This window comes from Palleronia abyssalis, assembly GCF_900302445.1.
Classification (GTDB): Bacteria; Pseudomonadota; Alphaproteobacteria; order Rhodobacterales; family Rhodobacteraceae; genus Palleronia; species Palleronia abyssalis.
In genome coordinates this window covers 19,255-42,920 of sequence record NZ_ONZF01000004.1, presented here as the reverse complement: position 1 = coordinate 42,920, position 23,666 = coordinate 19,255, and the positions used below count along the sequence as shown (strand labels likewise).

Below are 23,666 nucleotides of genomic sequence, written 5' to 3'. Positions count from 1 at the left end.
GCCTGTCATGATACAGCGCGCGCGCCCTAGTCCGTGGCCATGCCTTCGACCAGCGGAACGAACCGGACGGAACGCAGATCGTCATAGTCGTAGTCGTCCCCTTGCCGGGTAACCTTCAGAAGTGTCTGCACGTGATCGGACTGCCCCACCGGCACGACCATGATACCCCCGTCGCGCAGTTGCGCCAAGAGCGCGGGGGGCGGGTCCTCGGCCGCGGCGGTCACGAGGATGCGATCGAACGGGGCCTGTTCGGGAAGCCCGTGGCCGCCATCGGCGGGCAGGATCGTGACGTTCGTGATGTCCATCGATTCCAGAAGCTCGCGCGCGGCGCGGGCAAGCCGCTTGTGACGATCGACCGTATAGACGCGGCGCGCCAGCTGCGACAGGATTGCCGCCTGATAGCCCGACCCCGTCCCGATCTCGAGCACCTTGTCCCGGGGACGGATGTTCAGAGCCTGAGTCATGAGGCCCACGACCGACGGTTGCGAGATTGTCTGCCCGCATTCGATGGGCAGGGGCATGTCTTCATAGGCGCGGCCCTGGAAGATGCCGCGCACGAACCGCCCACGGTCGACCGCTTCCATGGCCGCAAGAACGCGCGTGTCCGTGACCCCCTTGGAGCGGAGCGCGAACAGAAGCTGCATGCGGGCCTGGGCGTCGAATGTCATTCCAGCCGGTCCTTCAGCGGACCGATCAGATCGTGCGCCGTCAGATCCGCGCGCATGGGCGTGATCGAGATATAATTCTCCAGGTTCGCGGCGCAGTCAGTTCCGGGGGCGGTCGGCGTCTGCTGCGGCGCGCCCGTGACGTAAAGGAACCGCCGCCCCGAAGGCGAGACATGGGGCGTCATGCCGTGATCGGCGTCGGGGCGCCAGCCCTGCGCCGTGACCTGCCGACCCTTCACGTCGGCGGCGGGGCAGGGCGGAAAGTTCACGTTGTAGAAAAGGCGGTAATCGGCGCTGTCCCATTCGGCATGGTCAATCATCGTGCGGATCAGTTCGACCCCGTGAGCGCGCGCGGCGTCGAACGGATCGTCCAGGGCCGCATTGTCGGGTCCGTAATACTGGCTGAGCGCGATCGACGGCACATGCTGCAACGCGCCTTCCATGGCACCGCCGATGGTGCCGGAATACAGCACGTTCTCGGCCGCGTTGTTGCCGCGGTTGACGCCCGACAGGATCAGATCGGGCCGCTCGGGCATGACGTCATACAGCGCCGCCAGAACGCAATCGGCGGGAGAACCTTCGACGGCAAAGCGGCGCGGCGCGAATTCCTGCACCATCGTCGGGCGCGAGTACGAGATACAGTGCCCGACGCCCGATTGCTCGAACGCGGGCGCGACGGTCCAGACCTCGCCCCCGTTGCCGGCGATTTCGGTGGCAAGCTCGGTCAGGACCTGAAGTCCCGGCGCCGAGATGCCGTCGTCATTGGTGATGAGGATGCGCATGAAGCCCTGCCGTTTTGTCCTTCCTAGGGGGGACGCGCTGGGGCGGCAAGCGGCTGGGTCACGGCGGTGCAGGATGTTGCAGCGCGGACTCGGGGGGCGTCCTAGAGGTCGGCGAGAAGTCGCCGGGCTTCGTCCCGCGGGTCGGCCAAGCCGGTCCGATCCTCGCCCGGAAAGAAGCGGGCGCGGGTGGCGGTGGGCATCGGGGCAGGCGACAGGATCGTGACGCGCGGGCCGGTCTTGACCGTTTCGGCCGCCCAGGATCGCACCAGTGCCATCTGCGCGGCCTTGGTGGCGCCATAGCTTCCGAAGAACTTCTCTCCGCCGCGGGCGTCTTCGAAGAATACCGCGCGACCCTCGGGGGCGGCCAGAAGTAGCGGCTCGACCATGCGGATCAGCGTGTGGGTGGCGGTGGCGTTCACGGCGACCGACTTGTCCCAGTCCTTGGCGGCCAAGTGCGCCGCCGGGCCCAGCGGCGCAGCGTGGATCGCCGTGTGAAGCCACAGGTCCGCGTGGCCCCAGCGGTCGTGGATGTCCCGGCACAGATGCGCCATAGCGTCGGCATTGGTCACGTCCATCGGGGCCAGGGTGGCCTGTCCGCCCTTCGCCTGTATGCGGTCGTCAAGCTCTTCCAACGCGCCGGTCGTGCGGGCGACGGCGACGATGTGGTACGCGGGGGCGAGGGCTTCGGCCAGCGCGGCGCCAAGGCCGCGGGACGCGCCGGTGATGAGGGCAAGCTGGGTCATGGCGCCCCGTTTGCGCATACGGGCCGCGCTTGGCAAGGGCCAGACCGCTTGACGATGCGCCTCTGCACGTGGAGAACGAACGAAACACAGGTTCCGGAGTTCGACATGACCTACGATACCCCCCTTCTTCGCGGCCGCGACCTTGCCATGTGGCAGCAAGGCGCGCTGATTTTGGCCGGAACGGCCCTGATCGCGCTGGCGGCGCAGATCGCGGTGCCGATGTGGCCGGTCCCGATGACCCTGCAGGGCGCGGCGATCATCGCGGTGGGTCTGTCGATGGGATCGCGGATGGGCGCGCTGACGCTGCTGACCTATCTGGCCGAGGGCGCGATGGGATTGCCCGTCTTTGCCAATGGCGGCGCCGGTCTGGCCTACATCGCGGGGCCGACGGGCGGCTTCCTGGTCGGGTTCGTGCTGATGGCGTGGATTGCCGGTCTTGGGGCGCGCGCGGGCGTTCTGGGCATGACGGCTGCGGCCCTTGCGGCAGCGTATGCGCTTTATGTGCCGGGTCTAGCATGGCCCCTGGCCGTCGCCTCGGTCTTCGGGGTGGAGTCTGGCTGGGCGGCGTCTTCGGCCGCATCCCTCTGGAGCGGCTGGATGCAGCCCTTCCTGATCGGCGATGCGGTGAAGGCCGTCCTGGCGGCCCTTCTGGTCTCGGGCACGCTCCGCGCGCTGAAGCGCTGAACCTCCCCGCCCGAGCGATTTGCCAACGCCGTCCCTTCGGGGGCGGCGTTTCTCGTTGTGCCCGTCGCGCTTACTGGCCGACGTCGATATATGTGTCCCCGGCGCGGACCGTGCGAACGCCGTCAAAGCAGGACGCGCCGTCGTCCGAGACGGCCACCCAGTTGTGGCCCAGATACGTTTTCACCGTCGCCACATCGCCCGTGTCGATATGGAAATAGGGCTTCGTGTTCCCTTCGAAGTCGATCCAGTAGAGGTCGACAGCCTCCGGGGCCTGGTTCACGAAGGTCACCGTCAAGGGGGCCTGCGACCCGGGGGAGGCATGAGTTCCCGGCATCGGGCAGGTATCGAGCGGTGCCCGCGCGGCGACGGTCGGGCGGGGCGGGGTCAGGCGCTGGTTGCATTCCTCGACCTTCAGCAAGGCCGCCGCTGATCCGGTCAGGGGTATGAAATCGGGCGGGGTATCGCCTGCGATGAAGACGGTCAGATCGTTGCCGTTCCGGATCGCGATCAGTTCTGCGCCGCTGAGGGATCGGACCGCAAATCCGTCCTCGATCCCGTACTGCACGTCGAAATCCCGCCCGTCGACGCCGACGATGCCGCCGACATAAACGCCGTCCAGCCGGGTCGGAATGGTCAGGCGCCATTCGCCAAAGGCGTTCTCCAACGAGAGCGGTTTGCCGAGGTCGGTATAGCGTCGGGCCGACAACCCGCCCTCGCGCCCGGCGTGATCCATGACCCGCACGTTCCAGCCTTTGACGTCGCGGACGTAAGGGGTGAACCCGATTTCCCCATAGCCTTAAGTCAGACCGGGGCCGGAGAAGGCGCACAACGCCGTACCAACAGACAGGACCAGAGATTTCAGCATCGGAGCCGTCCATCTTGCGTATCGATGAACGAACTTTCCGCTAGGTCAGAATCCCGGTCAAGACGCTTGCGCCAATCGCCTATTCAGCTGCTTCCTTAAGGCGAAAGCCCTTCTCGACGCGGTCGGTCGGGGTGATCGGGTATTCGCCCGAGAAGCAGGCATCGCAGTATTGCGGCTGCGACGGATCGCGGCCGCCGGCCTCGCCCACCGCGCGGTACAAACCGTCCAGCGAGATGAACCGCAGGGAATCAACGCCCAGATGCGCGCACATCTCGTCCTCGGACATCGTAGCGGCGATCAGCTTGTCGCGGTCGGGCGTGTCGACGCCGTAAAAGCAGGGCCATGCCGTCGGCGGGCTTGCGATGCGGAAATGCACGGTCTGGGCGCCCGCATCCAGAAGCATCTCGCGGATCTTCACCGTGGTCGTTCCGCGAACGACCGAATCGTCGACAAGGACGATACGCTTGCCGCGGATCAGGGCCCGATTGACGTTCAGCTTCAGCCGCACGCCCATGTTCCGGATCTGCTCGGTCGGTTCGATGAAGGTCCGGCCCATGTACTGGTTTCGGATGATCCCCATCGCGTAGGGAATGCCGGACTCCTGACTGTAGCCGATGGCGGCCGGCGTGCCGGAGTCGGGCACGGGGCAGACCAGGTCGGCCTCGACCGGGGCTTCGCGGGCCAGTTCGACACCGATCTGGCGCCGCGTCTCGTACACGGATCTGCCGCCAAGGATCGAATCGGGCCGTGAGAAATAGACGTGCTCGAAGATACAGAAGCGGGACTTCTGTGGCGCGAAGGGGCGGTGCGAATGGACTTCGCCATCCTCGATCACGACCATCTCGCCCGGCTCGACGTCGCGGATGAACTCGGCGCCGATGATGTCCAGCGCGCAGGTCTCGGAACTCAGGACCCAGCCGTCGCCGATCTGGCCCAGCACCAGCGGGCGCACGCCCAGCGGATCGCGCACACCGATCAGCTTGGTGCGCGTCATCGCCACGATCGAGAACGCGCCTTCCACCCGGCGCAAGGCGTCCTGCATCCGCTCGGGCACCTTGCGCTGAAGCGAACGCGCCATGAGGTGGATGATGCATTCGCTGTCGCTGGAGGACTGGAAGATCGACCCGCGGTCGATCAGCTCGCGGCGCAGGGCGTCGGCGTTCACGATGTTGCCGTTATGGGCAATCGCGGCCCCGCCCATCGAGAATTCGCCGAAGAAGGGCTGCACGTCGCGGATCTGCGTGTTCCCCTTTGACCCGGTGGTGGAATAGCGCACGTGACCGATGGCCAAAGGCCCAGGCAGCGTGTCCATCAGCGACTGCTTCGTGAAGTTGTCGCGCACATAGCCGAATCGGCGGGCCGAGTTGAACCCGTGGGCGGCATCGTGGCTGACGATGCCCCCGGCTTCCTGGCCACGGTGCTGAAGGGCATGCAGGCCCAACGCCACGAAATTGGCCGCGTCGGTGACGCCGGTGACGCCAAAGACCCCGCATTCCTCGCGAAGTTTGTCGTCGGTTCCGTCATCTGGAATCGCGTCGAAGTCGAACGGGTGGGCGGGGGGCATCGCGGGCATTGGCAGCGGCTCCGGCGAGTGGGGTCGCGCTCATCTAGGGCGTCGGGGGCGGATTGTCACGCCCCCATCCAGTCACAGCATCGCGGGTAGGGTCGAGATCAGGAGAAGCGCCGCCATCACGCCATTAAATAGTCGCAGGCGAAAGGGTGTGCCCAGAAAACGACCTATGCCTTCCCCGGCCACCGTCCACAGCGCGGTCAGCGGGATCGCCGCCGAAGCGAAGATCGCGCTGGCGAGCACGAACTCTCCGCCGGGGAGGTAGACCGCGGTCGTGGTCAGCGCCATCGCCCATGCTTTCGGGTTGACCCACTGGAACGCGGCCGCCTGCAGGAACGAGAACGGCCGACCGCCGGGGTGCCCGGGTTCCGGCGGGGCCGCGGTGGCGATCTTCCACGCCAGATACAGCAAGTAGACCGCAGAAACCGCCAGAAGCGTCGGCGAGAGCCATGGCCAAGCCTCGAACAGGCGCCCCAAGCCAAGGCCCACCAACATGATCATGGCCGCGAAGCCAAGCGCGATCCCCAGGATATGGGGCAGGGTGCGGCGCAGGCCGAAATTCGCCCCAGAGGCCATCACCATCAGGTTGTTGGGCCCCGGGGTTCCGGTTCCGACGGTTGCGAAGACGATGAGCGCAAGCAGGGTTTCAGTAGACATACCGGCAATCTGACGCAAAACAGGCGGCATATGGTTGCGAAGATGCGAAGGAATAGCCTCAAGGCACAGTAGATTGGTGAAAATGGACCGAATTGACGAGAATATATTGCGCGAACTGTCCCAAGACGGGCGCCTGTCGAACCTTGCGCTGAGCCAGCGCGTCGGCCTCTCGCCCTCGGCGTGTTTGCGCCGCGTCCAGGCGTTGGAGGCATCCGGTGTGATCGCGGGATACCGCGCGGTTCTCGATCCCGGCGCGATGGGACGGGGGTTCATCGCCTATCTGGAGGTTGGTCTGACCGACCATACGAAAGTCGGGCAGGAGGGGTTCGAGCGCGCCGTCGCCGCCAGCCCCGAGGTCGTCGAATGCTACAACGTGACGGGCCGGACCGAGTATCTGCTGCGCGTCGAAGTGGCCGATATCGAGGCTTACAAGCGCTTCCACACCGACGTTCTGGGGACACTGCCGCAACTGGGCTCGATCGTCACGTTCGTGGTTCTGGGCGCGCCGAAAGGTCCGCTTCAGAACGGCCAGAAGCGCCACACGCCATAGAACGCCAGGACACTCGATGCGAACGCCAGGGCCATAAGCACCCCGTCCCGCAAGGTCAAACCCAGACCCAGCATAGCGATCCCGGCAAACGGGATGATACCGGCAAACGGAACGAGTTCCAGCGGAGGCATCGTGAACGCAAGGAGCAGGCAGAACCCGGCTGCAATCCGGTTCGCGATCGATCCTGTCAGGGCTTCCAGACGATTGCCGAAATGGCGATCGATCCAGTCGGCAAGGCCACGCAACCGTTCGGTGGCGTTCCTGATCCGGTCGTCTTCGACGCTTCGGCGCCCGATCATGTCCGGCACCCAAAGTTGGCGCTGACCAAGTATGATCTGGACCGCAAGGATCGTGATCAGAACGCTGGATATGGTCGGAACACCCGGAATGCCGCCGATCGGCGTAATGCCCATAAGTCCGGGCAACAACAGAACGACGCCTTGCCCGCGAGAGCCGAGTTTGCCGATGACGTCGTTCAGGCTGACGGTTTCCTCGGCCCCGGCAAGGTCGTTCAGATCGTCGAGAATGTCATTCAAGCCGTCGCTCATAAGGACCGAACGTCGCACCCCGTCGCACGTTCCTGCCGTCGTTCCGTGACGCCGGTTCGCACCACGCTACCTCTGGATCGGAACAATCCGGAGGACGAAGATGACCACCAGACGCAGCTTTCTTGCCACCGGCGTAGCGCTTGGCGCGACGACGATCCTTCCCACCAATGTTCTTGCGGCGGCCCATGCCTCGAACACGTTCCAGACGGACGGGGGCGAGATCACGGTCTACCCCATCAGTCACGCCAGCTTCGTGATGGAGACGCCCGACCGCGTCATCTATGTCGATCCGGTGGGCGCGCCCGAGCAATATGCCGACCTACCGGAGCCGGACCTGATCCTCATCACCCATGAGCATGGCGACCACTACAGCGTCGAGACGCTTCAGGCGGTAGCCGGTCCCGCGACACAGATGGTCGTGAACCCGGCCGTCTATGACATGCTGCCCTCCGAGCTTCAGATGAAGACTCAGGAGGCCGCGAATGGCGAGTCGGTCGATGTCTCGGGCCTGATGATCGAGGCGGTTCCCGCCTACAACATCACCGAAGGTCGGCTGGATTTTCACCCGCAGGGCCGCGACAACGGATACGTGTTCGAGATCGACGGACGCCGCATCTATGTCGGGGGCGATACCGAGGGCACCGATGAAATGCGCGCGCTGGAAGACATCTTCCTGGCGTTCATCCCCATGAACCTTCCCTTCACCATGGACGCCGAACAGGCCGCGGACGCCGTCGCCGAATTCCAGCCCGCCTACGTCTATCCATATCACTACCGCGGACGGGACGGCGGCACGCAGGATCCTGAAGAGTTCGCCGCGATGCTGGGCGAAACCGATGCCGGGACCGAGGTGCGCATGGGCGATTGGTACGCGGAAGGCGAAATCTGACGCGGCGATTGCGCGAAACGGACAAGAATGGGGGGGCGCGGCATTGGTGGCGCCGTCCCGTAATGCGCGAAAAGTGCAAGCCTCAGATCAGGGGATAGCGCTCGAGCTCGTCATATCGGGGTCCGTCTTCCGTCAGGGTGGACTGGTACAGCACAACCTCCTGGATCACGGCCGCGTCGAAATGGACATTGCCGCGCCGTTCCAGGAACCGCCCCAGCCTGACGTGGTCCTCGGGCGGCATCCGGTTTGGGAACCGCGCCAACGTGATATGCGGAACGAACCTGCGGTGGGGCAGGTCGATGCCCGACCTGCGGGCGGCGGTTTCAACTTTCTTCTGCAAATGCACCAGGGGCGCGCTTGCCATGACGGAAGCGTGAACCGACCGCGGATTTTCCGATCCGAAGGTGTCGATCCCCGCAACCTCGATCGTGACCGGCCCCGGTCGCATGAGGTCGAGGGTCAGGTCCATCTCCTCCAGCGCGGCTTGCGAGGCGTCGGGAAAGAAGCAAAGCGTCAGATGCAGATCGTCCTCGTCGACATGACGCCCGCAACGCAGGTCGTCTTGCAGGGCCGACAGGGCATTGCGCAAAGGGTCTGGCGGGTCGAGGGCGAGAAAAGCGCGCATGCCGTTCAGGTATCGCGATTTTGGGGGTGTCGGAAGGGGGTGGGACGCTTATGTCCCGCGACATGACAGAAGAAGAAATCCAGGCGCTGGAAAAGCGCGAAGGTCTGCCCGACGCCTTGCGCGTCCTGGTCGACGAGCTTCCCCGCGGCACGTGGGAGGCGCATCCCAACTTCTCGCCGCTTACGCGGTTCTGGCTACAACGCCACCTGATGTTCCGCGAGATCCTTGAACGGCTTCAAGGCGGCACACGTGGCTATCTGGACGGGCTGATGGACGCAGACCAATACGGGCGAAACACCGCCAGGATGGCGCAGTTCTTCCTGCAAGAACTGCACGGCCACCATTCGATCGAGGATCACCACTATTTCCCTGCGCTGACCGGTCTGGATGGCCGGCTGGAGAAGGGGTTCCTAATCCTGGATGCCGATCACCACGCGCTGGACGGGCACCTGAACGGTTTGGCCGAAGGGACGAACGCGATGCTTCGCGGGCTGTCGGGTGCCGATCCCAAGCGCGAGGCGGGGCTTCTGGACGACCGCCTGACGGAGTTCGGCACGTTTCTGGATCGCCACCTGACAGACGAGGAAGACCTGGTCGTTCCGGTGATCCTGAAATACGCACCCGAGATCCACTGATCAGGCGGCGCTGCGCGTCCTTGCAAGGCGGGCCTCGCGGTAGATGACGAAGATGATCGACGCGACGGCGGCGGCAGATGTCGCCGTCATCAACGCGATCAGGGGCAGGGCGGTCGACTGCCCCGCCAGAAGGACCCCCGCAAGGGTCGACAGCGCAGCGCCCCCGCCGATCATGATCGCGCCGCCCAGCCCCGATGCCGTCCCGGCCAGGTGCGGGCGGACCGACAACATCCCCGCGGTCGAGTTCGGGATGACCAGACCGTTGCCCAAGCCCACGAAGGTCATGAAGCCGAAGAAGATCTCGGCGGTGGCAACCCCGGTCAGCGACAGGATCAGCGCGATCCCCAGGCCGAACACCGTGGTGACAGTTCCGATCAAGACCATGCGGTTCGTCCCGACCTTGACCGAATAGCGCCCAGTAAGGCCGTTGCCGACCAGGTATCCGACGGCCGGTGCCCCGAAATAGAGGCCAAGCTGCGACGGGCTCATCCCGAAGACTTCCGAACCGACATAGGGCGCGCCACCGAGATAAGCGAAGAATGCACCCGACGCGAAGGCCGCCGTCAGCGCATAGCCCCAGAACCGCGGGGCGGTCAGAAGTTCGGGGTATTGCGCGATCTGGGCGCGCAGGCTGGCGGTGCTGGGGGCCGCCGTCTCGCCGAAGTCGTAGAACGTCAGCGCCAGCGCCCCGATCCCGCAGATCAGCAACGCAATGAAGGACGCGTGCCAACCGAAAGCCTCGTCCAGGATGCCGCCGAAGAAGGGCGCGATCATGGGCGCGACGGACATGCCCATCGTGACATACCCGATCATCGATGCACTTTCATCCTGCGTATACAGGTCGCGGATCGCCGCCCGTGGCAGGACCAGGCCCGCGACTATGGCGGCCTGGATCATCCGGAAGGTCAAAAAGACGACGATATGCGTGGACAGCACGCATCCCAGCGTCGCCAGGATGAAGACGAGGATGGACCACATCATCACCTTGCGCCGCCCGTAGCGGTCCGACAGCGGTCCGATGATGATCTGCATGATCGCGTTGACGCCCAAATAGCCCGCGACCGCGATCTGGATGACGCCGTAAGGCGTGTCGAAGAACTCGGCCATTCCGGGCAGCGACGGTAGGAACAGGTTCATTCCCAACGCGCCAAGCGACGTGATGAGGATCATCGTCGCGATATGCGGCGGTGTTGAACGGTCAAGGAAGACGGAGCGGCGGTTCGGAGACATTTCGCGCATCTAAACCGCTCGGTTCGAAAGTCCAAGGGCGGGCCGGGGCGTTTCGGCGCAAACACGTGACAAGGGCGGGCCTTTCGTCTTTTCGGCGGCTCGCCCGACCCCTATGCTCCGATCAAAATATCTGGAGGGGACGCGCGATGAAGGACATTCTGGAACAGTTGCAGGACCGCCGCGCGACCGCGCGCCTTGGCGGCGGCGAGGACCGGATCGCCAAGCAGCACGAGAAGGGCAAGCTGACGGCACGCGAACGGGTCGAGCTTTTGCTGGACGAGGGGTCCTTCGAAGAGTTCGACATGTTCGTCACCCACCGCGCGACCGACTTCAACATGGCCCAGAACAAGGTGTCCGGCGATGGGGTGATCACCGGATGGGGCACGATCAACGGCCGGCAGGTCTATGTCTTCAGCCAGGATTTTACGGTGCTGGGCGGGTCCCTGTCCGAAACGCATGCCCAGAAGATCTGCAAAATCATGGATATGGCCATGCAGAACGGGGCGCCGGTGATCGGGCTGAACGATTCGGGCGGCGCGCGGATCCAGGAGGGGGTGGCCTCGCTTGCCGGCTATGCCGAGGTGTTCCAGCGCAACGTGATGGCGTCGGGCGTGATCCCGCAGATCAGCGTGATCATGGGGCCCTGCGCCGGCGGAGCCGTCTATTCCCCGGCGATGACCGACTTCATCTTCATGGTGAAGGACACGTCCTACATGTTCGTCACCGGACCCGACGTCGTGAAGACCGTGACGAACGAAGTCGTCACGGCCGAGGAACTGGGGGGGGCGTCCACGCATACGAAGAAGTCCAGTGTCGCGGACGCGGCATTCGAGAACGACGTCGAAGCCCTGATCGAGACGCGGCGGCTGGTCGATCTGCTGCCGCTCAACAACCGCGAAAAACCGCCAGTCCGGCCCTTCTTCGACGATCCCCATCGCATTGACGAAAGCCTCGATACGGTGATCCCCGCGAACCCCAACATGCCTTACGACATGAAGGAAGTGATCACGAAGGTCGCGGACGAAGGGGACTTCTACGAGATCCAGGAGGATTTCGCGAAGAACATCCTGACCGGGTTCATCCGGATGGAAGGGCGGGCCGTGGGCGTCGTCGCGAATCAGCCGATGGTGCTTGCCGGTGTTCTGGACATCGATTCCAGTCGCAAGGCTGCGCGGTTCGTGCGATTCTGCGACGCGTTCGAGATCCCGATCCTGACCTTCGTCGACGTTCCAGGCTTCCTTCCCGGGACCGGGCAGGAGTTCGGGGGCGTCATCAAGCACGGCGCCAAGCTGCTTTTCGCCTATGGCGAGGCGACGGTGCCCAAGGTCACCGTCATCACCCGCAAGGCCTATGGCGGGGCCTATGACGTCATGAGTTCGAAGCACCTTCGCGGCGATTTCAACTATGCTTGGCCCACGGCCGAGATCGCGGTCATGGGCGCGAAAGGCGCGGTCGAGATCCTCTATCGTTCCGAGCTGGGCGATACGGACAAGATCGCCGACCGCACCAAGGAGTACGAGACGAACTTCGCCAACCCGTTCAAGGCCGCGGAGCGGGGCTTCATCGACGAAGTGATCCTGCCGCAGTCGACCCGGCGCCGAGTCTGCCGTGCCTTCGCCAGCCTTCGCAACAAGAAGCTGCAGAACCCGTGGAAAAAGCACGACAATATACCGCTATGAAGGTTCTGCGGCGTATCAATTTTGCAGGCTTGGCTGTCCTGGCCGCCCTGCCGATGCTTCCTGCGCGGGCCGAGGTGATCCCGCTTCCTTCGGGGATGACGGTCTCGGCGCTGGACGTGATCACGGACGCCCCTGGCCTGGGGGTCGCCTATCGCTTTCGGTTCGTGGCCGATGCCCTCGACCCCGCGCAGGACTACGCGACGACGGAAGCCGACATGGCCCATCTGTGCCGGTCCTACGCCCTGAAGGTGGTCGAGGCGGTCGAACCACCTCCGGACGCCATTGTCATTACCTTGGCCGACAAGGCCGTTCCGTTCGGCAGCACTGACCCTGATGCAGTCCAATTCTTCGAAGCGTATCGCCCCGTCGACGGCGATTGCGAATGGCAGGCGTTCTGATCGCGTCTTTCGCGTCACACCTGTTTACAACCCTTCTACAAAGCCTATTCCAACTCCTGTATCGTCCCCGTGGGATCGCGCTTGCGATTCACGACATCAACGGAGTTATTCATGTCGACGAGCTTCAAAATGATCATGGGCCTTGTGCTCGTTTCCTTCGTCGCTGCCTGCGGCGGACGGGAAGAAGAAGTGGTCTTCACCGACCCGACGCCGGCCCCGATCGTGGCCGAGCCGACTTACTCGAAGTACTGAGATTACTTGCGGGCGGCCCCCGATTGGGGCTGCCCGCATTCAAGCGCGCCCCTTGCCGAGATCGACATGCTGAAACACAGGGGCTTTCCGGGGCGATATCCCGGGACCGACTTCCAGTTCACCATCCGCCGTGCATCGCCCAAGGGCGCGACGAAGCTGATCGTACGCGAGCGGTATCGCGACCGCAGGCATGGCGACAAGCTTGCGGATGAGGGGTTCCTCTGGGCGCTGTGGCAGCATTTCGGCACCGACCCGTTCGAGCGTGGCAATCTCGATGCCGGGCGTCTGTCGTGGCTGTTCGGTCGAGAAGTGGTGCCCGCCGAAGACCCGTTCGATCCTGAAAGCTACGAGGCGCTTTTGCGCATCGACGAGCCGCGGGCGCGCGCGTCTTTCCCGGACGTGTTCGAGCGCTGAGCAGAGAATTCGTGCGTATTGGGCGGGAACCTGCCTCAAGAACGTGTGTTCGGAACATGAACGAACAGATCAAGTGGAGTTTATCATGACCGTGACCCGTACCCTTTTCGCCCTTGCCGGTCTGGCTGCCCTGGCCGCTTGCGGCAACACCGACCTCGAGCGTGCCGGAACCGGCGCACTGGGCGGCGCGGCCGTTGGCGCCGCCGTTGACGAGCCCGTGGCGGGCGCCGCGATCGGCGCTGTCGGCGGCGCGCTGGCGGACGACATCTGATCCGAGACCCTCTCAACGAGGCTTGCGGCGCGTTGCCAGACGGCAGCGCGCCGTTCTCGTGCGCGCCTGTTGGCGCAATCTTTGTGCGGTAAGGATTGTGCAGCGCGGGGAAATGATGCCATTCCATCCGGTAAATTGCGGAGGGACACCGATGTTGGATCGTTTTTGCCGGCTTGCGCCGATTGTTGCCGTGACGCTGGCCCTTGCCGCCTGCGCCCCTGTCGAAGGCACGGTTCCGCTTGCAACGCCGGATGGAGGTGCCACGGGGGGCACGGGCCCGCAATACGAGCCCGGCGATCCGTGCAAGGGCGTGGTCCCGCAGCTTTGCGCCTATGACAGCCCCTCTCCGGAGGTCGGGTGATGTTTTCGAAGATCTTGATCGCCAACCGTGGCGAGATCGCCTGTCGCGTCATCAAGACGGCCCGCCGCATGGGCATCAAAACGGTGGCCGTCTATTCGGATGCCGACCGCAATGCCCTGCATGTCCGCATGGCCGACGAGGCGGTGCATATCGGCCCCGCGCAGGCGAACCAGTCCTATATCGTGATCGACAGGATCATGGAGGCGATCCGCGAAACCGGGGCGGAAGCCGTCCATCCCGGCTATGGCTTCCTGTCGGAGAATCCGAAATTCGCCGCCGCGCTGGACGCGGCCGGTGTGGCTTTCATCGGTCCGCCACAGAAGGCGATCGAGGCGATGGGCGACAAGATCACCTCGAAGAAGCTGGCCGACGAAGCGGGGGTTTCCACCGTGCCCGGTCACATGGGCCTGATCGAGGATGCCGACGAGGCGGCGAAGATTGCCGCGCAGATCGGCTATCCGGTGATGATCAAGGCCAGCGCGGGCGGTGGCGGCAAGGGCATGCGCATCGCGTGGGACGATGACGAGGCGCGCGAGGGGTTCCAGTCGTCCAAGAACGAGGCGGCCAACAGTTTCGGCGACGACCGCATCTTCATCGAGAAGTTCGTCACCCAGCCGCGCCACATCGAGATCCAGGTGTTGGCCGACCAGCATGGCAACTGCATCTACTTGGGCGAGCGCGAATGCTCGATCCAGCGGCGCAACCAGAAGGTCATCGAAGAGGCGCCGTCGCCGTTTCTGGATGAAGCGACGCGGAAGGCGATGGGCGAGCAGTCCGTGGCACTTGCGCAGGCCGTGGGATATACCAGCGCGGGCACGGTCGAGTTCATCGTGGACGGCGACCGCAACTTTTACTTCCTCGAGATGAACACGCGGCTTCAGGTCGAACACCCGGTGACCGAGTTGATCACGGGCGTGGACCTCGTCGAACAGATGATCCGGGTCGCCGCAGGAGAGAAGCTGGAGCTGCCGCAGGACCAGGTGACGCTGACCGGCTGGGCCATGGAAAGCCGCCTGTATGCCGAGGATCCGTATCGCGGGTTTCTGCCCTCAATCGGGCGGCTTTCGCGCTACCGTCCGCCCGAGGAAGTCGCTGCCGGTCCGCTGGCCGAGGCCGGAAAATGGCATGAAGCCGGCGCGCCCGAGGGCGATACGGCCGTGCGGAACGATACCGGCGTCTTCGAGGGCGGCGAGATCAGCATGTATTACGACCCGATGATCGCCAAGCTGTGCACTTGGGCCCCGGATCGGGCAGGTGCCATCGAGGGGATGCGCCTGGCGCTCGACCGGTTCGAGCTTGAGGGGATAGGCCACAACCTGCCGTTCCTGTCGGCGGTGATGGATCACGACAAGTTCGTCTCGGGCAACATGACCACGGCCTTCATCGCCGAGGAATATCCCGACGGGTTCGAGGGGGCGGTCCTGCCCGACGATCAGATCGACCGGATCGCTGCCGCAGCGGCGGCGATGAACCGCGTGGCCGAAATCCGGCGCACCCGCATCTCGGGGCGGATGGACAATCACGAGCGTCGCGTGGGCAGCGACTGGGTCGTCACGATCCAGGACCGCGAGGTCGAGTTGACCACCGACGCGGACCGCGAGGGGGCGACCGTTCGCTTCGCCGACGGCCGGTCCATGCGCGTCACGTCCGACTGGCAGCCGGGACAGCCCCTGGCGGTGCTGAACGTGGACCGCGAACCGTTGGTGCTTAAGGTCGGGCGGATCACCGGCGGCTATCGCGTCCGCACGCGGGGTGCCGACTTGGTGGTGAAAGTCTACTCTCCCCGCCAGGCCGAGCTTGCCCGCCTGATGCCCGAGAAGGTCGAGGCGGACACCTCGAAGCTGCTGTTGTGCCCGATGCCGGGCCTCGTGGTGAAGCTGCACGTCGAAGACGGCGCCGAAGTCCAGCAGGGGCAGGCGCTCTGCACCATCGAGGCGATGAAGATGGAGAACATCCTGCGCGCCGAACGCAAGGGTGTCGTGTCCAAGATCAACGCGGCCGAGGGCGACAGCCTGGCCGTGGACGAGGTGATCATGGAGTTCGAATAAGGCGATGTCCGCGGCGACCGAGATCCTGCGCGATCCCCGGATCTGGCAGGCGGTCGTCGCCGGCGCCTTCGTCGCGGTCGGCTGGCTGGTCAACGGCTGGCAGAACAGGCGCGAACGGTACGCCGACCGGATGGAACGTCTCCGCGACAGCCACCGCGCGATCTATGCCGAGATCGGGGCGAACCTGTTCAACCTCGGCAGTCCCGAGGCCCTGACCGAGCATGCGGAAGTGATGTGCGCGCGAATGGTGCAGGATTCGGGGTTCGTCCCTTTCGTGCCGACGGAGCGCCCATCGCCGGTCTTCGATGCACTGGTGGCACAGATCCACGTCCTGCCCCGCGTCTCGATCGACCCCATCGTCGCCTATTACCTGCAACTCAGGGCAATCCGCGAATTCGCGTCGGACATGCGGGGGGACGTCTATGCAAAGCTTTCGCCCGAACGGCGCAGCGCCATTTACCGTGACTATATCGAAATGAAGATCCAAGCGTTCCTTTTCGGCGATCACGCTTTGCGGATCATCGCGGAATACGCGGCCGAAGGGAAAGACAGCGCCGAGGACTTGGCGCGCCGCCTCAGTAACCGGGGCGGGGACCGGTCCGACCCGTGACGGGGATCGGGGTATAGGGAATGTCGTTCTTGCGAGGCATGATCGCTCCTCCTGTCATTAATATAGGCACTGCGCACCCGTGGCGCAATCAACTGCCGCCGTCGCGGATTTCGCGCTGGCGCATCGGCATCTTGTCGATGGAGCGCGAAATTTCCCGCACGCTCCATGGCGAGGGTTTGCGTAACTTAACCTCGCCGTCCTTGCCGATCAGCGTCATCTGAAAACCGCGCGGGCGCAGGGCCGTGCGGATCTCGGACCCGGCGTCGGGATCGGAATCGGTTACAACGACGACGTCGCGGCGCGCCAGATCGTCGATACGGCGCGCGATCAGGTCCATCTGGTCCTGAAAGGCGGGCTGCTGGGGGGCATCACCGAACACGACGACGGGGCGCGCGATCCACAGGAATTCATCCAGATCGACCTCGGTCGAGTCAAAGATCGTGGTCGGGTCGGCCTGCCACCGGGCCACCGCGCTTTGCCCGTCCTCTTGCGCTAACAGCGGGACAGGCGCGGCGAGGGCGGCTATGGACAGGGCGACGCTCAGCAAGGTTCGGATTTTCATGGCTTGAATGTAGTCACGGTCCGCGCTGAAACGAAGAGGCAGAACGCCGCCCCCGATCAATTCGGCGCGGGCGGCCTAAGGGAGGCGACGCATGACCGACTGGAAAACCCGGGCCGAGAAGGAACTGCGCGGCCGCGCGCTGGACGATCTGACGTGGCGCACCGCCGAGGGGATCGATATCTTCCCCGTTCACGGCCCCGACGATGCCACGGGCGACCACATGGGTTCGATGCCGGGCGAGGCGCCGTTCACCCGCGGCGTGAAGGCCACGATGTATGCGGGCCGTCCCTGGACCATCCGGCAATATGCTGGCTTTTCGACGGCCGAGGAATCGAACGCCTTCTACCGTCGCGCGCTGGCCGCCGGGCAACAGGGCGTATCGGTCGCCTTCGATCTGGCGACGCACCGGGGATATGACAGCGACCACGAGCGGGTCGAAGGCGACGTGGGCAAGGCGGGGGTCGCCATCGACTCGGTCGAGGACATGAAGGTCCTGTTCGACGGTATTCCGCTTCAGGATGTCAGCGTGTCGATGACCATGAACGGTGCGGTGATCCCGGTTCTGGCCAGCTTCATCGTGGCAGGGGAAGAACAGGGTGTGGACCGCGCCAAGCTGTCGGGGACCATCCAGAACGACATCCTCAAGGAGTTCATGGTCCGCAACACCTATATCTACCCTCCCGCGCCTTCGATGCGGATCGTGGCGGACATCATCGACTATACCGCGCAAGAGATGCCGCGCTTCAACTCGATCTCGATCTCCGGCTATCACATGCAGGAGGCCGGCGCGAACCTGGTGCAGGAGCTGGCCTTCACCCTCGCCGATGGCAAGGAATACGTGAAGACCGCCATGGCGCGGGGGATGGATGTGGATAGCTTCGCCCCCCGCCTGTCGTTCTTCTTCGCCATCGGCATGAACTTCTTCATGGAGGCCGCCAAGCTGCGCGCCGCCCGTTTCCTGTGGCACGAAATCATGACCGAGCTTGGCGCCAAGGACGACAAGTCCAAGATGCTGCGCACCCATTGCCAGACCAGCGGTGTCAGCCTGGCCGAGCAGGACCCCTACAACAACGTGGTGCGCACGGCGTACGAGGCGATGAGCGCGGTATTGGGCGGCACGCAGTCGCTGCACACGAACTCGTTCGACGAGGCGATCGCCCTGCCCACCGATTTCTCGGCCCGGATCGCACGGAACACGCAGCTGATCCTGCAGAACGAGACCGGCGTGACCAACGTGGTCGATCCGCTGGCAGGCTCCTACTATGTCGAGAAACTGACGGCCGACCTGATCGAAAAGGCTCGCGAACTGATGGCCGAGGTGGACGAGCTGGGCGGCATGACCAAGGCGGTCGAGTCCGGCATGCCCAAGCTTCGGATCGAGGAAGCCGCCGCCGCCAAGCAGGCGCGGATCGACCGCGGCGAGGAAGTGATCGTCGGCGTGAACAAGTTCCGGCTGGAACAGGAAGAAGACCTGGATATCCGCGTGATCGACAATGCCGGCGTGCGCGACAGCCAGATCAAGCGCCTGAAGTCCTTGCGCGACACCCGCGACCAGGCCGCCTGTGACGCCGCGCTGACGGCCCTGGCGGAGGGCGCGAAGTCCGATGGCAACCTTCTGGAACTGGCGGTCGAGGCAGCCCGCGCCCGCGCCACGGTGGGAGAGATCAGCCAGGCGCTTGAGGACGTGTTCGGCCGCCACCGGGCCGAGGTGAAGACCCTCTCGGGCGTCTACGGCGCGGCCTACGAAGGCGACGCGGGCTACGAGAAGATCCAGAACGACGTCGAGGCCTTCGCCGAAGAGGAAGGCCGCCGCCCGCGCATGCTTGTTGTCAAGGTTGGCCAGGACGGCCACGACCGGGGCGCTAAGGTCATCGCGACCGCCTTCGCCGATATCGGCTTCGATGTTGATGTCGGCCCCTTGTTTCAGACGCCCGAGGAAGCCGCGCAGGACGCGGTCGATAACGACGTCCACGTGGTGGGCCTGTCCAGCCAGGCAGCGGGCCACCTGACGAACGCGCCGAAGCTGATCCAGGCGCTGAAGGACAAGGGCGCCGGCGATATTCTGGTGATCTGTGGCGGTGTCATCCCTGCGCGCGACTATCAGGTCCTGAAGGATGCGGGCGTCGCCGCGGTATTCGGGCCCGGCACAAACATCCCCGAAGCGGCCGCGCGCGTCCTCGCCCTTATCCGGGATGCCCGGACAGAGCCCGCGTAAATTCATCCTTGCCGAAATACCCTGGGGTCCGGGGCGAAGCCCCACTGTCGACTCATAAGCCCCGGTACCGGCCCTTCCTGAAAAGAAGGGCCGATCGCCAAGTTCAAAGGTCAGGGCGTCGTGCATGATGATCCCGGCGGCGCCCGAGATCGACACGCTCACGGATGCCGAGGAGCCGACGCCCTGGAGCGGCCGGGTCGGACCGGTGATCGCGCTGGCCTCGACTCCCCCATCGGCACCGCGCATCTTGAATGTTCAAAGCCGTTTTAACGGGTCCGCCGGCGGATCCGGGGTGCGAGAGCACGGAACAGTCGGTCCTGGTCGAGCCCGATCCGCTCGACCTGGTTCAGCCGGCACTTCTGCGCGTCGACCATCGGCTTGCCGGCGCGGCCGACTTCACCGGAGAGGTCGTCACCCCGGCGCAGGGGCGTCGAGATCACCGCCTACGGCTTGGGCGACACCGTCGAGATCAGGGCGCTCGCAATCACCCGCGACGGGATCGAAGGGCCTTATTCCCAAGTGGCGGCCCACGTGATCGGCTCGGACAACGCCGCGTTGCCCACCCCGCTCGACGCCGGCGCCGTCACGGTCGAGGGGCTGCCGGGGCATGCACGGACCACGGTCGCGGTGCCCGACGAGAGCGTGGCGGCCATCCTGATCTGCCGTACCCGGCCGGGGGCATCACCGGATATCGTCGACGACGCCCTGGGCGCGCCCCGCGCGGTCGGCTCGGCCTCGACCGCCTACTTCGTCGACGGCGATGCGACCCGGACCTCTTTGCTCGCCGATGGCACCTTCGACCTTTCGGGAGACTGGACCGTGGGACCCGGCTGGACGATCTCGGCGGGGAGCGCCCAGCAGGCGCCTGGAGACGCCGGCGACCTCGTCCAGACCCTCGCGCTCGAGGCGGGCGAGACTTACCGGCTGGCCGTGACGATCGCCGGTATCGACGCCGGCGAGATCGTGCCCCAGCTTGCGGGCGACACCGTCTCGGCAGGTGCGGGCATTGCCGCCTTGGGGCGCTCTGCCGGAACGCTCATGGCACCGGCCACGCCCACGGCACTTATCTTGGCCGCCAGTGCGACGTTCGACGGGACCATCGACGACGTGTTGCTCTATCGTGAGACGGCCGCCTGCGCCCCGCCGGGCGCGTGGGAGTACTGGCTTGCCCCCGTCTATGCCGAGGGCATCCACGGGCCACTCGTCGGACCGTTTCCCGCCTTCATCGACTGACCCCCGCACGGGCTTGTGGGCGGATCGGGGATCGCGCGCGCGCGATGATCGGCGCGATCCCAACCGAAGGTCCCGATCATGTCAAACGGCATCGCCACGATCGATCTCGCCAAAGCCGCCCAGTTGGACGAGCTGCTCGGCAACTGCGAAGGGTCGACCGTTCGCGCCTCGATGGATCAGGTCGCGGCCGCGATCGGAAGCCGCCTCGGCGCGACCTACGAGACGCTCCAGGAGCTCGATGCCGATCTCGACTGGCCCGAGGGCACGATCGGCACGGTCTGGAACGACGGTGTGGAGCCCCAGAACGGCGCCTACAAGAAATCCGGCGATATCGGTGCGGGGCAGTGGGCCCGGGTTGGCGATGCCCCGATCGGCGTCGCCATGAAGCATGCCCTGGACCGGGTGACCGAAGCCCGGGCGGAAGCCGACAGGTCGGCCGCCCAGGTTCCGCTCGCTCAGGCCCAGGCGGGTATCGCCGACGCGCATCGGCTGGCCTCGGCCGGACATGCGGCCGAGGCCGGGGTGTCGCGCGACCAGGCGGCCGCCGCGGGACTGGTCGCGGGCAACCGGATATTCACCGGCACCCTCGAGGAGGCCGAAACCGCGACCGCCGACGGCGAGACGTTCCTGTTCCAGAACGGCCCGGGCACCGCCATCTACCGCAACGATCTGGGCAGCGCGACATTCGTCGACTGGATCGGCGAGGTGCTCTTCGACAGCGCCCAGACCCTTCTGGCCTTCACCGGCGAGATGAACCCGGGAACGCTGGTTCGGACCCGCGAGGAGGGCTTCGCCTACCGCGTCGTGGCGGACTGGACCTCCGCATGGGGGGCGGTTTCGGCCGGCGGGGTCAAGCTTTACCCTATCTCGAGCGGCGGGTGGATCACCGCGCGGATGTTCGGGGCGATGGAAGGCGTCGATGTCACCGCGGCAGTCCAGGCCGCGATCAACTTCGCCATGTATGGCGGGCCCGGCTATACCGCGCTGGTCGGGGCCCGCGGTGCCCAGGTCGATGTGTCCGAGGCGAAACAGAGCGATCCCTCGCTGTACTATCTAATCTACACCAAGTTTTTTGCTCAGTAGGAAGTCAGCAGCGGTTGAAGGCTACCGTTGATCGTCATATCTGAACTTTCGGAAATTACTGAAAGCTCTGTAGATCGATGGTTCAACCGATGAAATTGCCGCCGCTACACCAGGAGTTCGTCCTTCACTTCGGTGAGATGGGCAGCCGTTGGGGGATCAACCGGACGGTCGGGCAGATCTACGCACTGCTCTTCTTGTCGAGCGAGGCGCTGAACGCCGACCAGATCACCGAAGCACTTGGCATCAGCCGGTCGAATACCTCGATGGGGCTAAAAGAGTTGCAGGCGTGGCGGTTGGTGCGGCTGAAACACGTGCCCGACGACCGCAAGGATCATTTCACCACGCCAGATGACCTGTGGGAGATCGTCCGCATCCTGATCGAAGAGCGCAAGAAGCGGGAAATCGACCCCACCCTGTCGAAGCTGCGCGCGCTTGAGATGCAGGGACCTGCGGGCGACGACTACTCCGAAGCCCGCATCTCGGAACTGCGCGAGATGATCGAGATGATGACGGATTTCTACGAAGACATGGCCCGGCTGGAGACCGAGAAACTGGTCCGCCTGATGACCTACGGCAGCCGGCTTGCGGGCCTGATTGACAAGGTCGGTGGCTACCTGCCGTCGACGAAACGCTAACCGTGGGCCGAAGACAAAACGATGGAAGCTCTCGACACCCTTATCCTGAGCCGCATCCAGTTTGCGGCAAATATCTCATTCCACATCTTGTTCCCGACGATCACCATCGCACTGGGCTGGGTGCTGCTGTTCTTCCGCCTGCGCTTTGCGGGCACGGGCGATGAAAAATGGATGGCGGCCTATCGGTTCTGGGTGAAGGTCTTCGCGCTGTCCTTCGCGATGGGCGTCGTGTCGGGGATCACCATGTCGTTCCAGTTCGGCACCAACTGGCCGGGCTTCATGGAAACCGTCGGTAACATCGCCGGGCCGCTTCTGGCCTACGAGATCATGACTGCGTTCTTCCTGGAAGCCGCGTTCGTCGGCATCATGCTGTTCGGCTTTTCCCGCGTCCCGGGCTGGCTGCACATCACCGCGACCGCGCTGGTGGCCTTCGGCACGACCCTGTCGACCTTCTGGATCATCGTGCTGAACAGCTGGATGCATACGCCGCAGGGCTTCGAGATGATCGACGGCGTCGCCCGTGCGACAAGCTGGTGGGACATCATCTTCAACCCGTCGATGCCCTACCGTTTCGGCCACATGATGCTGGCGTCGTTCCTGACGGTGTCGTTCCTGGTGGCGGGTGTCTCGGCCTACCGCTGGATCATCGGGGATCGGTCGCGTGACGTGCGCGCGATGCTGAAGACGGGCGTGGCCATGGGCGCGATCCTGATCCCATTGCAGATCCTTATGGGTGACATGCACGGCCTGAACACTAAAGAGCATCAGCCCGCCAAAGTCGCGGCGATGGAGGGCCTGTGGGAGACGCAGGAAGGCGCGCCGCTGGTCCTGTTCGGCCTGCCCGACGAAGAGGCGCGCACCAACCGCTATGCCGTGGAAATCCCAGGCCTCGCGTCCTTCATCCTGACCCACGAATGGGACGGTAAGCTGAAGGGCCTGAACGATTTCGTGGCCGAAGACGGCACGGTCATGCACCCGCCGGTCAGCCCCGTGTTCTGGTCCTTCCGCGTGATGGTCGGCACCGGCATGGCGATGCTGGCCCTAAGCTGGTCCGCTGCGGCCTTCATGTGGCTGCGCCGCAATCGGCACGAGGGGCGGATCAAAGGCCACTGGTTGGCGGTCGAGGGCCTGCCCAAGCCGATCCTTTGGGCGCTTGTGCCGATGGCATTCTCTGGCTGGGTCGCCACGCTTGCGGGCTGGTACACGACAGAGATCGGCCGCCAGCCGTGGTTGGTGCAAGGCGTCATGACGACCGACATGGCCGTGGCTGACGTGCCGGCGCCCATGGTGATGGGCACGCTGGTGGCCTACCTCGCGGTCTATGCCGTGCTGCTGGCCTCTTACGTCGGGGTGATCGCCTACCTCGCGCGGAAGGCCGCGCGGGGGCAGGACGCCCGCGCTATCAGCATGTCCCATTCGGGCAAGGCGCAGGTGACTGCCCTGACCCCAGCGGAGTAAACCA

28 protein-coding genes are annotated in these 23,666 nt (G+C 64.9%); 17 read left to right on the top strand and 11 right to left on the bottom strand.

All coding sequences use genetic code 11. The annotated features are described in order from the left end of the window. Positions 1 to 26 precede the first annotated feature (26 nt). The 3 genes from PAA8504_RS10410 to PAA8504_RS10400 all read right to left on the bottom strand — a co-directional run bounded on the left by PAA8504_RS10410 (position 27) and on the right by PAA8504_RS10400 (position 2,190). Positions 27 to 668 carry a protein-L-isoaspartate(D-aspartate) O-methyltransferase gene (locus PAA8504_RS10410; RefSeq protein WP_108894128.1) on the bottom strand — a complete coding sequence of 214 codons (642 nt, stop codon included), beginning with the start codon at positions 666 to 668 and terminating at the stop codon, positions 27 to 29. Beyond that, positions 665 to 1,447 (bottom strand): 5'/3'-nucleotidase SurE, encoded by a 783-nt coding sequence (gene surE, locus PAA8504_RS10405; RefSeq protein WP_108894127.1) that lies wholly within the window; start codon positions 1,445 to 1,447, stop codon positions 665 to 667. Before surE ends, PAA8504_RS10410 begins: the two co-directional genes overlap by 4 nt. A 101-nt stretch (positions 1,448 to 1,548) precedes the next feature. Further along, entirely contained in the window at positions 1,549 to 2,190 is a 642-nt protein-coding gene (locus PAA8504_RS10400) for an SDR family NAD(P)-dependent oxidoreductase (RefSeq protein ID WP_108894126.1), read from the bottom strand. A gap of 105 nt (positions 2,191 to 2,295) precedes the next feature. Between PAA8504_RS10400 and PAA8504_RS10395 the strand changes: the two genes are divergently transcribed. Further along, positions 2,296 to 2,874 carry a biotin transporter BioY gene (locus tag PAA8504_RS10395; protein ID WP_108894400.1) on the top strand — a complete coding sequence of 193 codons (579 nt, stop codon included), beginning with the start codon at positions 2,296 to 2,298 and terminating at the stop codon, positions 2,872 to 2,874. Between the two features lie 70 nt (positions 2,875 to 2,944). Here PAA8504_RS10395 and PAA8504_RS10390 read toward each other — a convergent pair whose 3' ends face one another. From PAA8504_RS10390 to PAA8504_RS10380, 3 genes are all read right to left on the bottom strand, one after another. Continuing rightward, a complete protein-coding gene (locus tag PAA8504_RS10390) occupies positions 2,945 to 3,607 on the bottom strand; it encodes a VHL beta domain-containing protein (RefSeq protein WP_108894125.1) in 663 nt (220 codons plus the stop codon). 211 nt (positions 3,608 to 3,818) lie between these two features. After that, positions 3,819 to 5,303, bottom strand: coding sequence for an amidophosphoribosyltransferase (purF, locus tag PAA8504_RS10385; RefSeq protein ID WP_108894399.1), 1,485 nt, complete (start codon positions 5,301 to 5,303; stop codon positions 3,819 to 3,821). An 81-nt stretch (positions 5,304 to 5,384) separates the two neighbouring features. Further along, the gene (locus tag PAA8504_RS10380) at positions 5,385 to 5,966 is read right to left on the bottom strand and encodes a LysE family translocator (protein ID WP_108894124.1); all 582 of its coding nucleotides are present in this window, start codon (positions 5,964 to 5,966) and stop codon (positions 5,385 to 5,387) included. Between the two features lie 82 nt (positions 5,967 to 6,048). Between PAA8504_RS10380 and PAA8504_RS10375 the strand changes: the two genes are divergently transcribed. After that, positions 6,049 to 6,516, top strand: a complete 468-nt coding sequence (locus tag PAA8504_RS10375) for an Lrp/AsnC family transcriptional regulator (protein WP_181375762.1) — start codon at positions 6,049 to 6,051, stop codon at positions 6,514 to 6,516. Here PAA8504_RS10375 and PAA8504_RS10370 read toward each other — a convergent pair. Further along, positions 6,486 to 7,052, bottom strand: a complete 567-nt coding sequence (locus tag PAA8504_RS10370; protein WP_181375761.1) for an exopolysaccharide biosynthesis protein — start codon at positions 7,050 to 7,052, stop codon at positions 6,486 to 6,488. The genes PAA8504_RS10375 and PAA8504_RS10370 overlap by 31 nt on opposite strands. 112 nt (positions 7,053 to 7,164) lie before the next feature. On the opposite strand from PAA8504_RS10370, the gene PAA8504_RS10365 reads away from it, so the two are divergent. Next, positions 7,165 to 7,953, top strand: a complete 789-nt coding sequence (locus PAA8504_RS10365; protein WP_108894121.1) for an MBL fold metallo-hydrolase — start codon at positions 7,165 to 7,167, stop codon at positions 7,951 to 7,953. A gap of 82 nt (positions 7,954 to 8,035) precedes the next feature. Here PAA8504_RS10365 and thpR read toward each other — a convergent pair whose 3' ends face one another. Beyond that, positions 8,036 to 8,578 carry an RNA 2',3'-cyclic phosphodiesterase gene (thpR, locus tag PAA8504_RS10360; protein ID WP_108894120.1) on the bottom strand — a complete coding sequence of 181 codons (543 nt, stop codon included), beginning with the start codon at positions 8,576 to 8,578 and terminating at the stop codon, positions 8,036 to 8,038. 50 nt (positions 8,579 to 8,628) lie between these two features. On the opposite strand from thpR, the gene PAA8504_RS10355 reads away from it, so the two are divergent. Then, the gene (locus PAA8504_RS10355) at positions 8,629 to 9,213 is read left to right on the top strand and encodes a hemerythrin domain-containing protein (RefSeq protein WP_245897586.1); all 585 of its coding nucleotides are present in this window, start codon (positions 8,629 to 8,631) and stop codon (positions 9,211 to 9,213) included. Here PAA8504_RS10355 and PAA8504_RS10350 read toward each other — a convergent pair whose 3' ends face one another. Beyond that, on the bottom strand, positions 9,214 to 10,452 hold the full coding sequence (locus PAA8504_RS10350) for a multidrug effflux MFS transporter (protein ID WP_306419530.1): 1,239 nt from the start codon (positions 10,450 to 10,452) through the stop codon (positions 9,214 to 9,216). Positions 10,453 to 10,589: 137 nt separating this feature from the next. Here PAA8504_RS10350 and PAA8504_RS10345 point away from each other — a divergent pair, with 137 nt between their 5' ends. From PAA8504_RS10345 to PAA8504_RS10315, 8 genes are all read left to right on the top strand, one after another. Further along, positions 10,590 to 12,122, top strand: coding sequence for an acyl-CoA carboxylase subunit beta (locus PAA8504_RS10345; protein WP_108894119.1), 1,533 nt, complete (start codon positions 10,590 to 10,592; stop codon positions 12,120 to 12,122). After that, positions 12,119 to 12,520 carry a DUF6497 family protein gene (locus PAA8504_RS10340; RefSeq protein ID WP_108894118.1) on the top strand — a complete coding sequence of 134 codons (402 nt, stop codon included), beginning with the start codon at positions 12,119 to 12,121 and terminating at the stop codon, positions 12,518 to 12,520. The genes PAA8504_RS10345 and PAA8504_RS10340 overlap by 4 nt, the downstream gene beginning before the upstream one ends. Before the next feature lie 111 nt (positions 12,521 to 12,631). Continuing rightward, entirely contained in the window at positions 12,632 to 12,772 is a 141-nt protein-coding gene (locus PAA8504_RS22050; RefSeq protein ID WP_181375760.1) for a hypothetical protein, read from the top strand. A 66-nt stretch (positions 12,773 to 12,838) separates the two neighbouring features. Then, positions 12,839 to 13,186 carry a hypothetical protein gene (locus tag PAA8504_RS10335; RefSeq protein WP_108894396.1) on the top strand — a complete coding sequence of 116 codons (348 nt, stop codon included), beginning with the start codon at positions 12,839 to 12,841 and terminating at the stop codon, positions 13,184 to 13,186. A gap of 85 nt (positions 13,187 to 13,271) precedes the next feature. After that, positions 13,272 to 13,457 (top strand): hypothetical protein, encoded by a 186-nt coding sequence (locus tag PAA8504_RS10330; protein WP_108894395.1) that lies wholly within the window; start codon positions 13,272 to 13,274, stop codon positions 13,455 to 13,457. A 151-nt stretch (positions 13,458 to 13,608) separates the two neighbouring features. Further along, positions 13,609 to 13,818, top strand: coding sequence for a hypothetical protein (locus tag PAA8504_RS10325; RefSeq protein WP_108894117.1), 210 nt, complete (start codon positions 13,609 to 13,611; stop codon positions 13,816 to 13,818). Continuing rightward, entirely contained in the window at positions 13,818 to 15,866 is a 2,049-nt protein-coding gene (locus tag PAA8504_RS10320; protein WP_108894116.1) for an acetyl-CoA carboxylase biotin carboxylase subunit, read from the top strand. Before PAA8504_RS10325 ends, PAA8504_RS10320 begins: the two co-directional genes overlap by 1 nt. 4 nt (positions 15,867 to 15,870) lie before the next feature. Then, complete coding sequence (locus PAA8504_RS10315) at positions 15,871 to 16,476, top strand: hypothetical protein (protein ID WP_108894115.1); 606 nt, start codon at positions 15,871 to 15,873, stop codon at positions 16,474 to 16,476. 88 nt (positions 16,477 to 16,564) lie between these two features. On the opposite strand, the gene PAA8504_RS10310 is transcribed toward PAA8504_RS10315, so the two are convergent. Next, positions 16,565 to 17,038, bottom strand: coding sequence for a DUF4174 domain-containing protein (locus PAA8504_RS10310; protein WP_108894114.1), 474 nt, complete (start codon positions 17,036 to 17,038; stop codon positions 16,565 to 16,567). 91 nt (positions 17,039 to 17,129) lie between these two features. On the opposite strand from PAA8504_RS10310, the gene scpA reads away from it, so the two are divergent. Further along, positions 17,130 to 19,253, top strand: coding sequence for a methylmalonyl-CoA mutase (gene scpA / locus PAA8504_RS10305; protein ID WP_108894113.1), 2,124 nt, complete (start codon positions 17,130 to 17,132; stop codon positions 19,251 to 19,253). 266 nt (positions 19,254 to 19,519) lie between these two features. On the opposite strand, the gene PAA8504_RS22045 is transcribed toward scpA, so the two are convergent. Continuing rightward, positions 19,520 to 19,693 (bottom strand): hypothetical protein, encoded by a 174-nt coding sequence (locus PAA8504_RS22045; RefSeq protein ID WP_181375759.1) that lies wholly within the window; start codon positions 19,691 to 19,693, stop codon positions 19,520 to 19,522. Positions 19,694 to 19,703: 10 nt separating this feature from the next. On the opposite strand from PAA8504_RS22045, the gene PAA8504_RS10300 reads away from it, so the two are divergent. From PAA8504_RS10300 to PAA8504_RS10285, 4 genes are all read left to right on the top strand, one after another. Then, on the top strand, positions 19,704 to 20,486 hold the full coding sequence (locus PAA8504_RS10300; protein WP_108894112.1) for a hypothetical protein: 783 nt from the start codon (positions 19,704 to 19,706) through the stop codon (positions 20,484 to 20,486). Positions 20,487 to 20,564: 78 nt separating this feature from the next. Next, positions 20,565 to 21,569, top strand: coding sequence for a hypothetical protein (locus PAA8504_RS10295; protein ID WP_108894111.1), 1,005 nt, complete (start codon positions 20,565 to 20,567; stop codon positions 21,567 to 21,569). Between the two features lie 89 nt (positions 21,570 to 21,658). Further along, positions 21,659 to 22,204 (top strand): GbsR/MarR family transcriptional regulator, encoded by a 546-nt coding sequence (locus PAA8504_RS10290; protein WP_108894394.1) that lies wholly within the window; start codon positions 21,659 to 21,661, stop codon positions 22,202 to 22,204. A 21-nt stretch (positions 22,205 to 22,225) separates the two neighbouring features. Next, positions 22,226 to 23,662: a cytochrome ubiquinol oxidase subunit I gene (locus PAA8504_RS10285; protein WP_108894110.1), complete on the top strand. Its 1,437-nt coding sequence runs from the start codon at positions 22,226 to 22,228 to the stop codon at positions 23,660 to 23,662. The last annotated feature ends 4 nt before the right edge of the window (positions 23,663 to 23,666 follow it).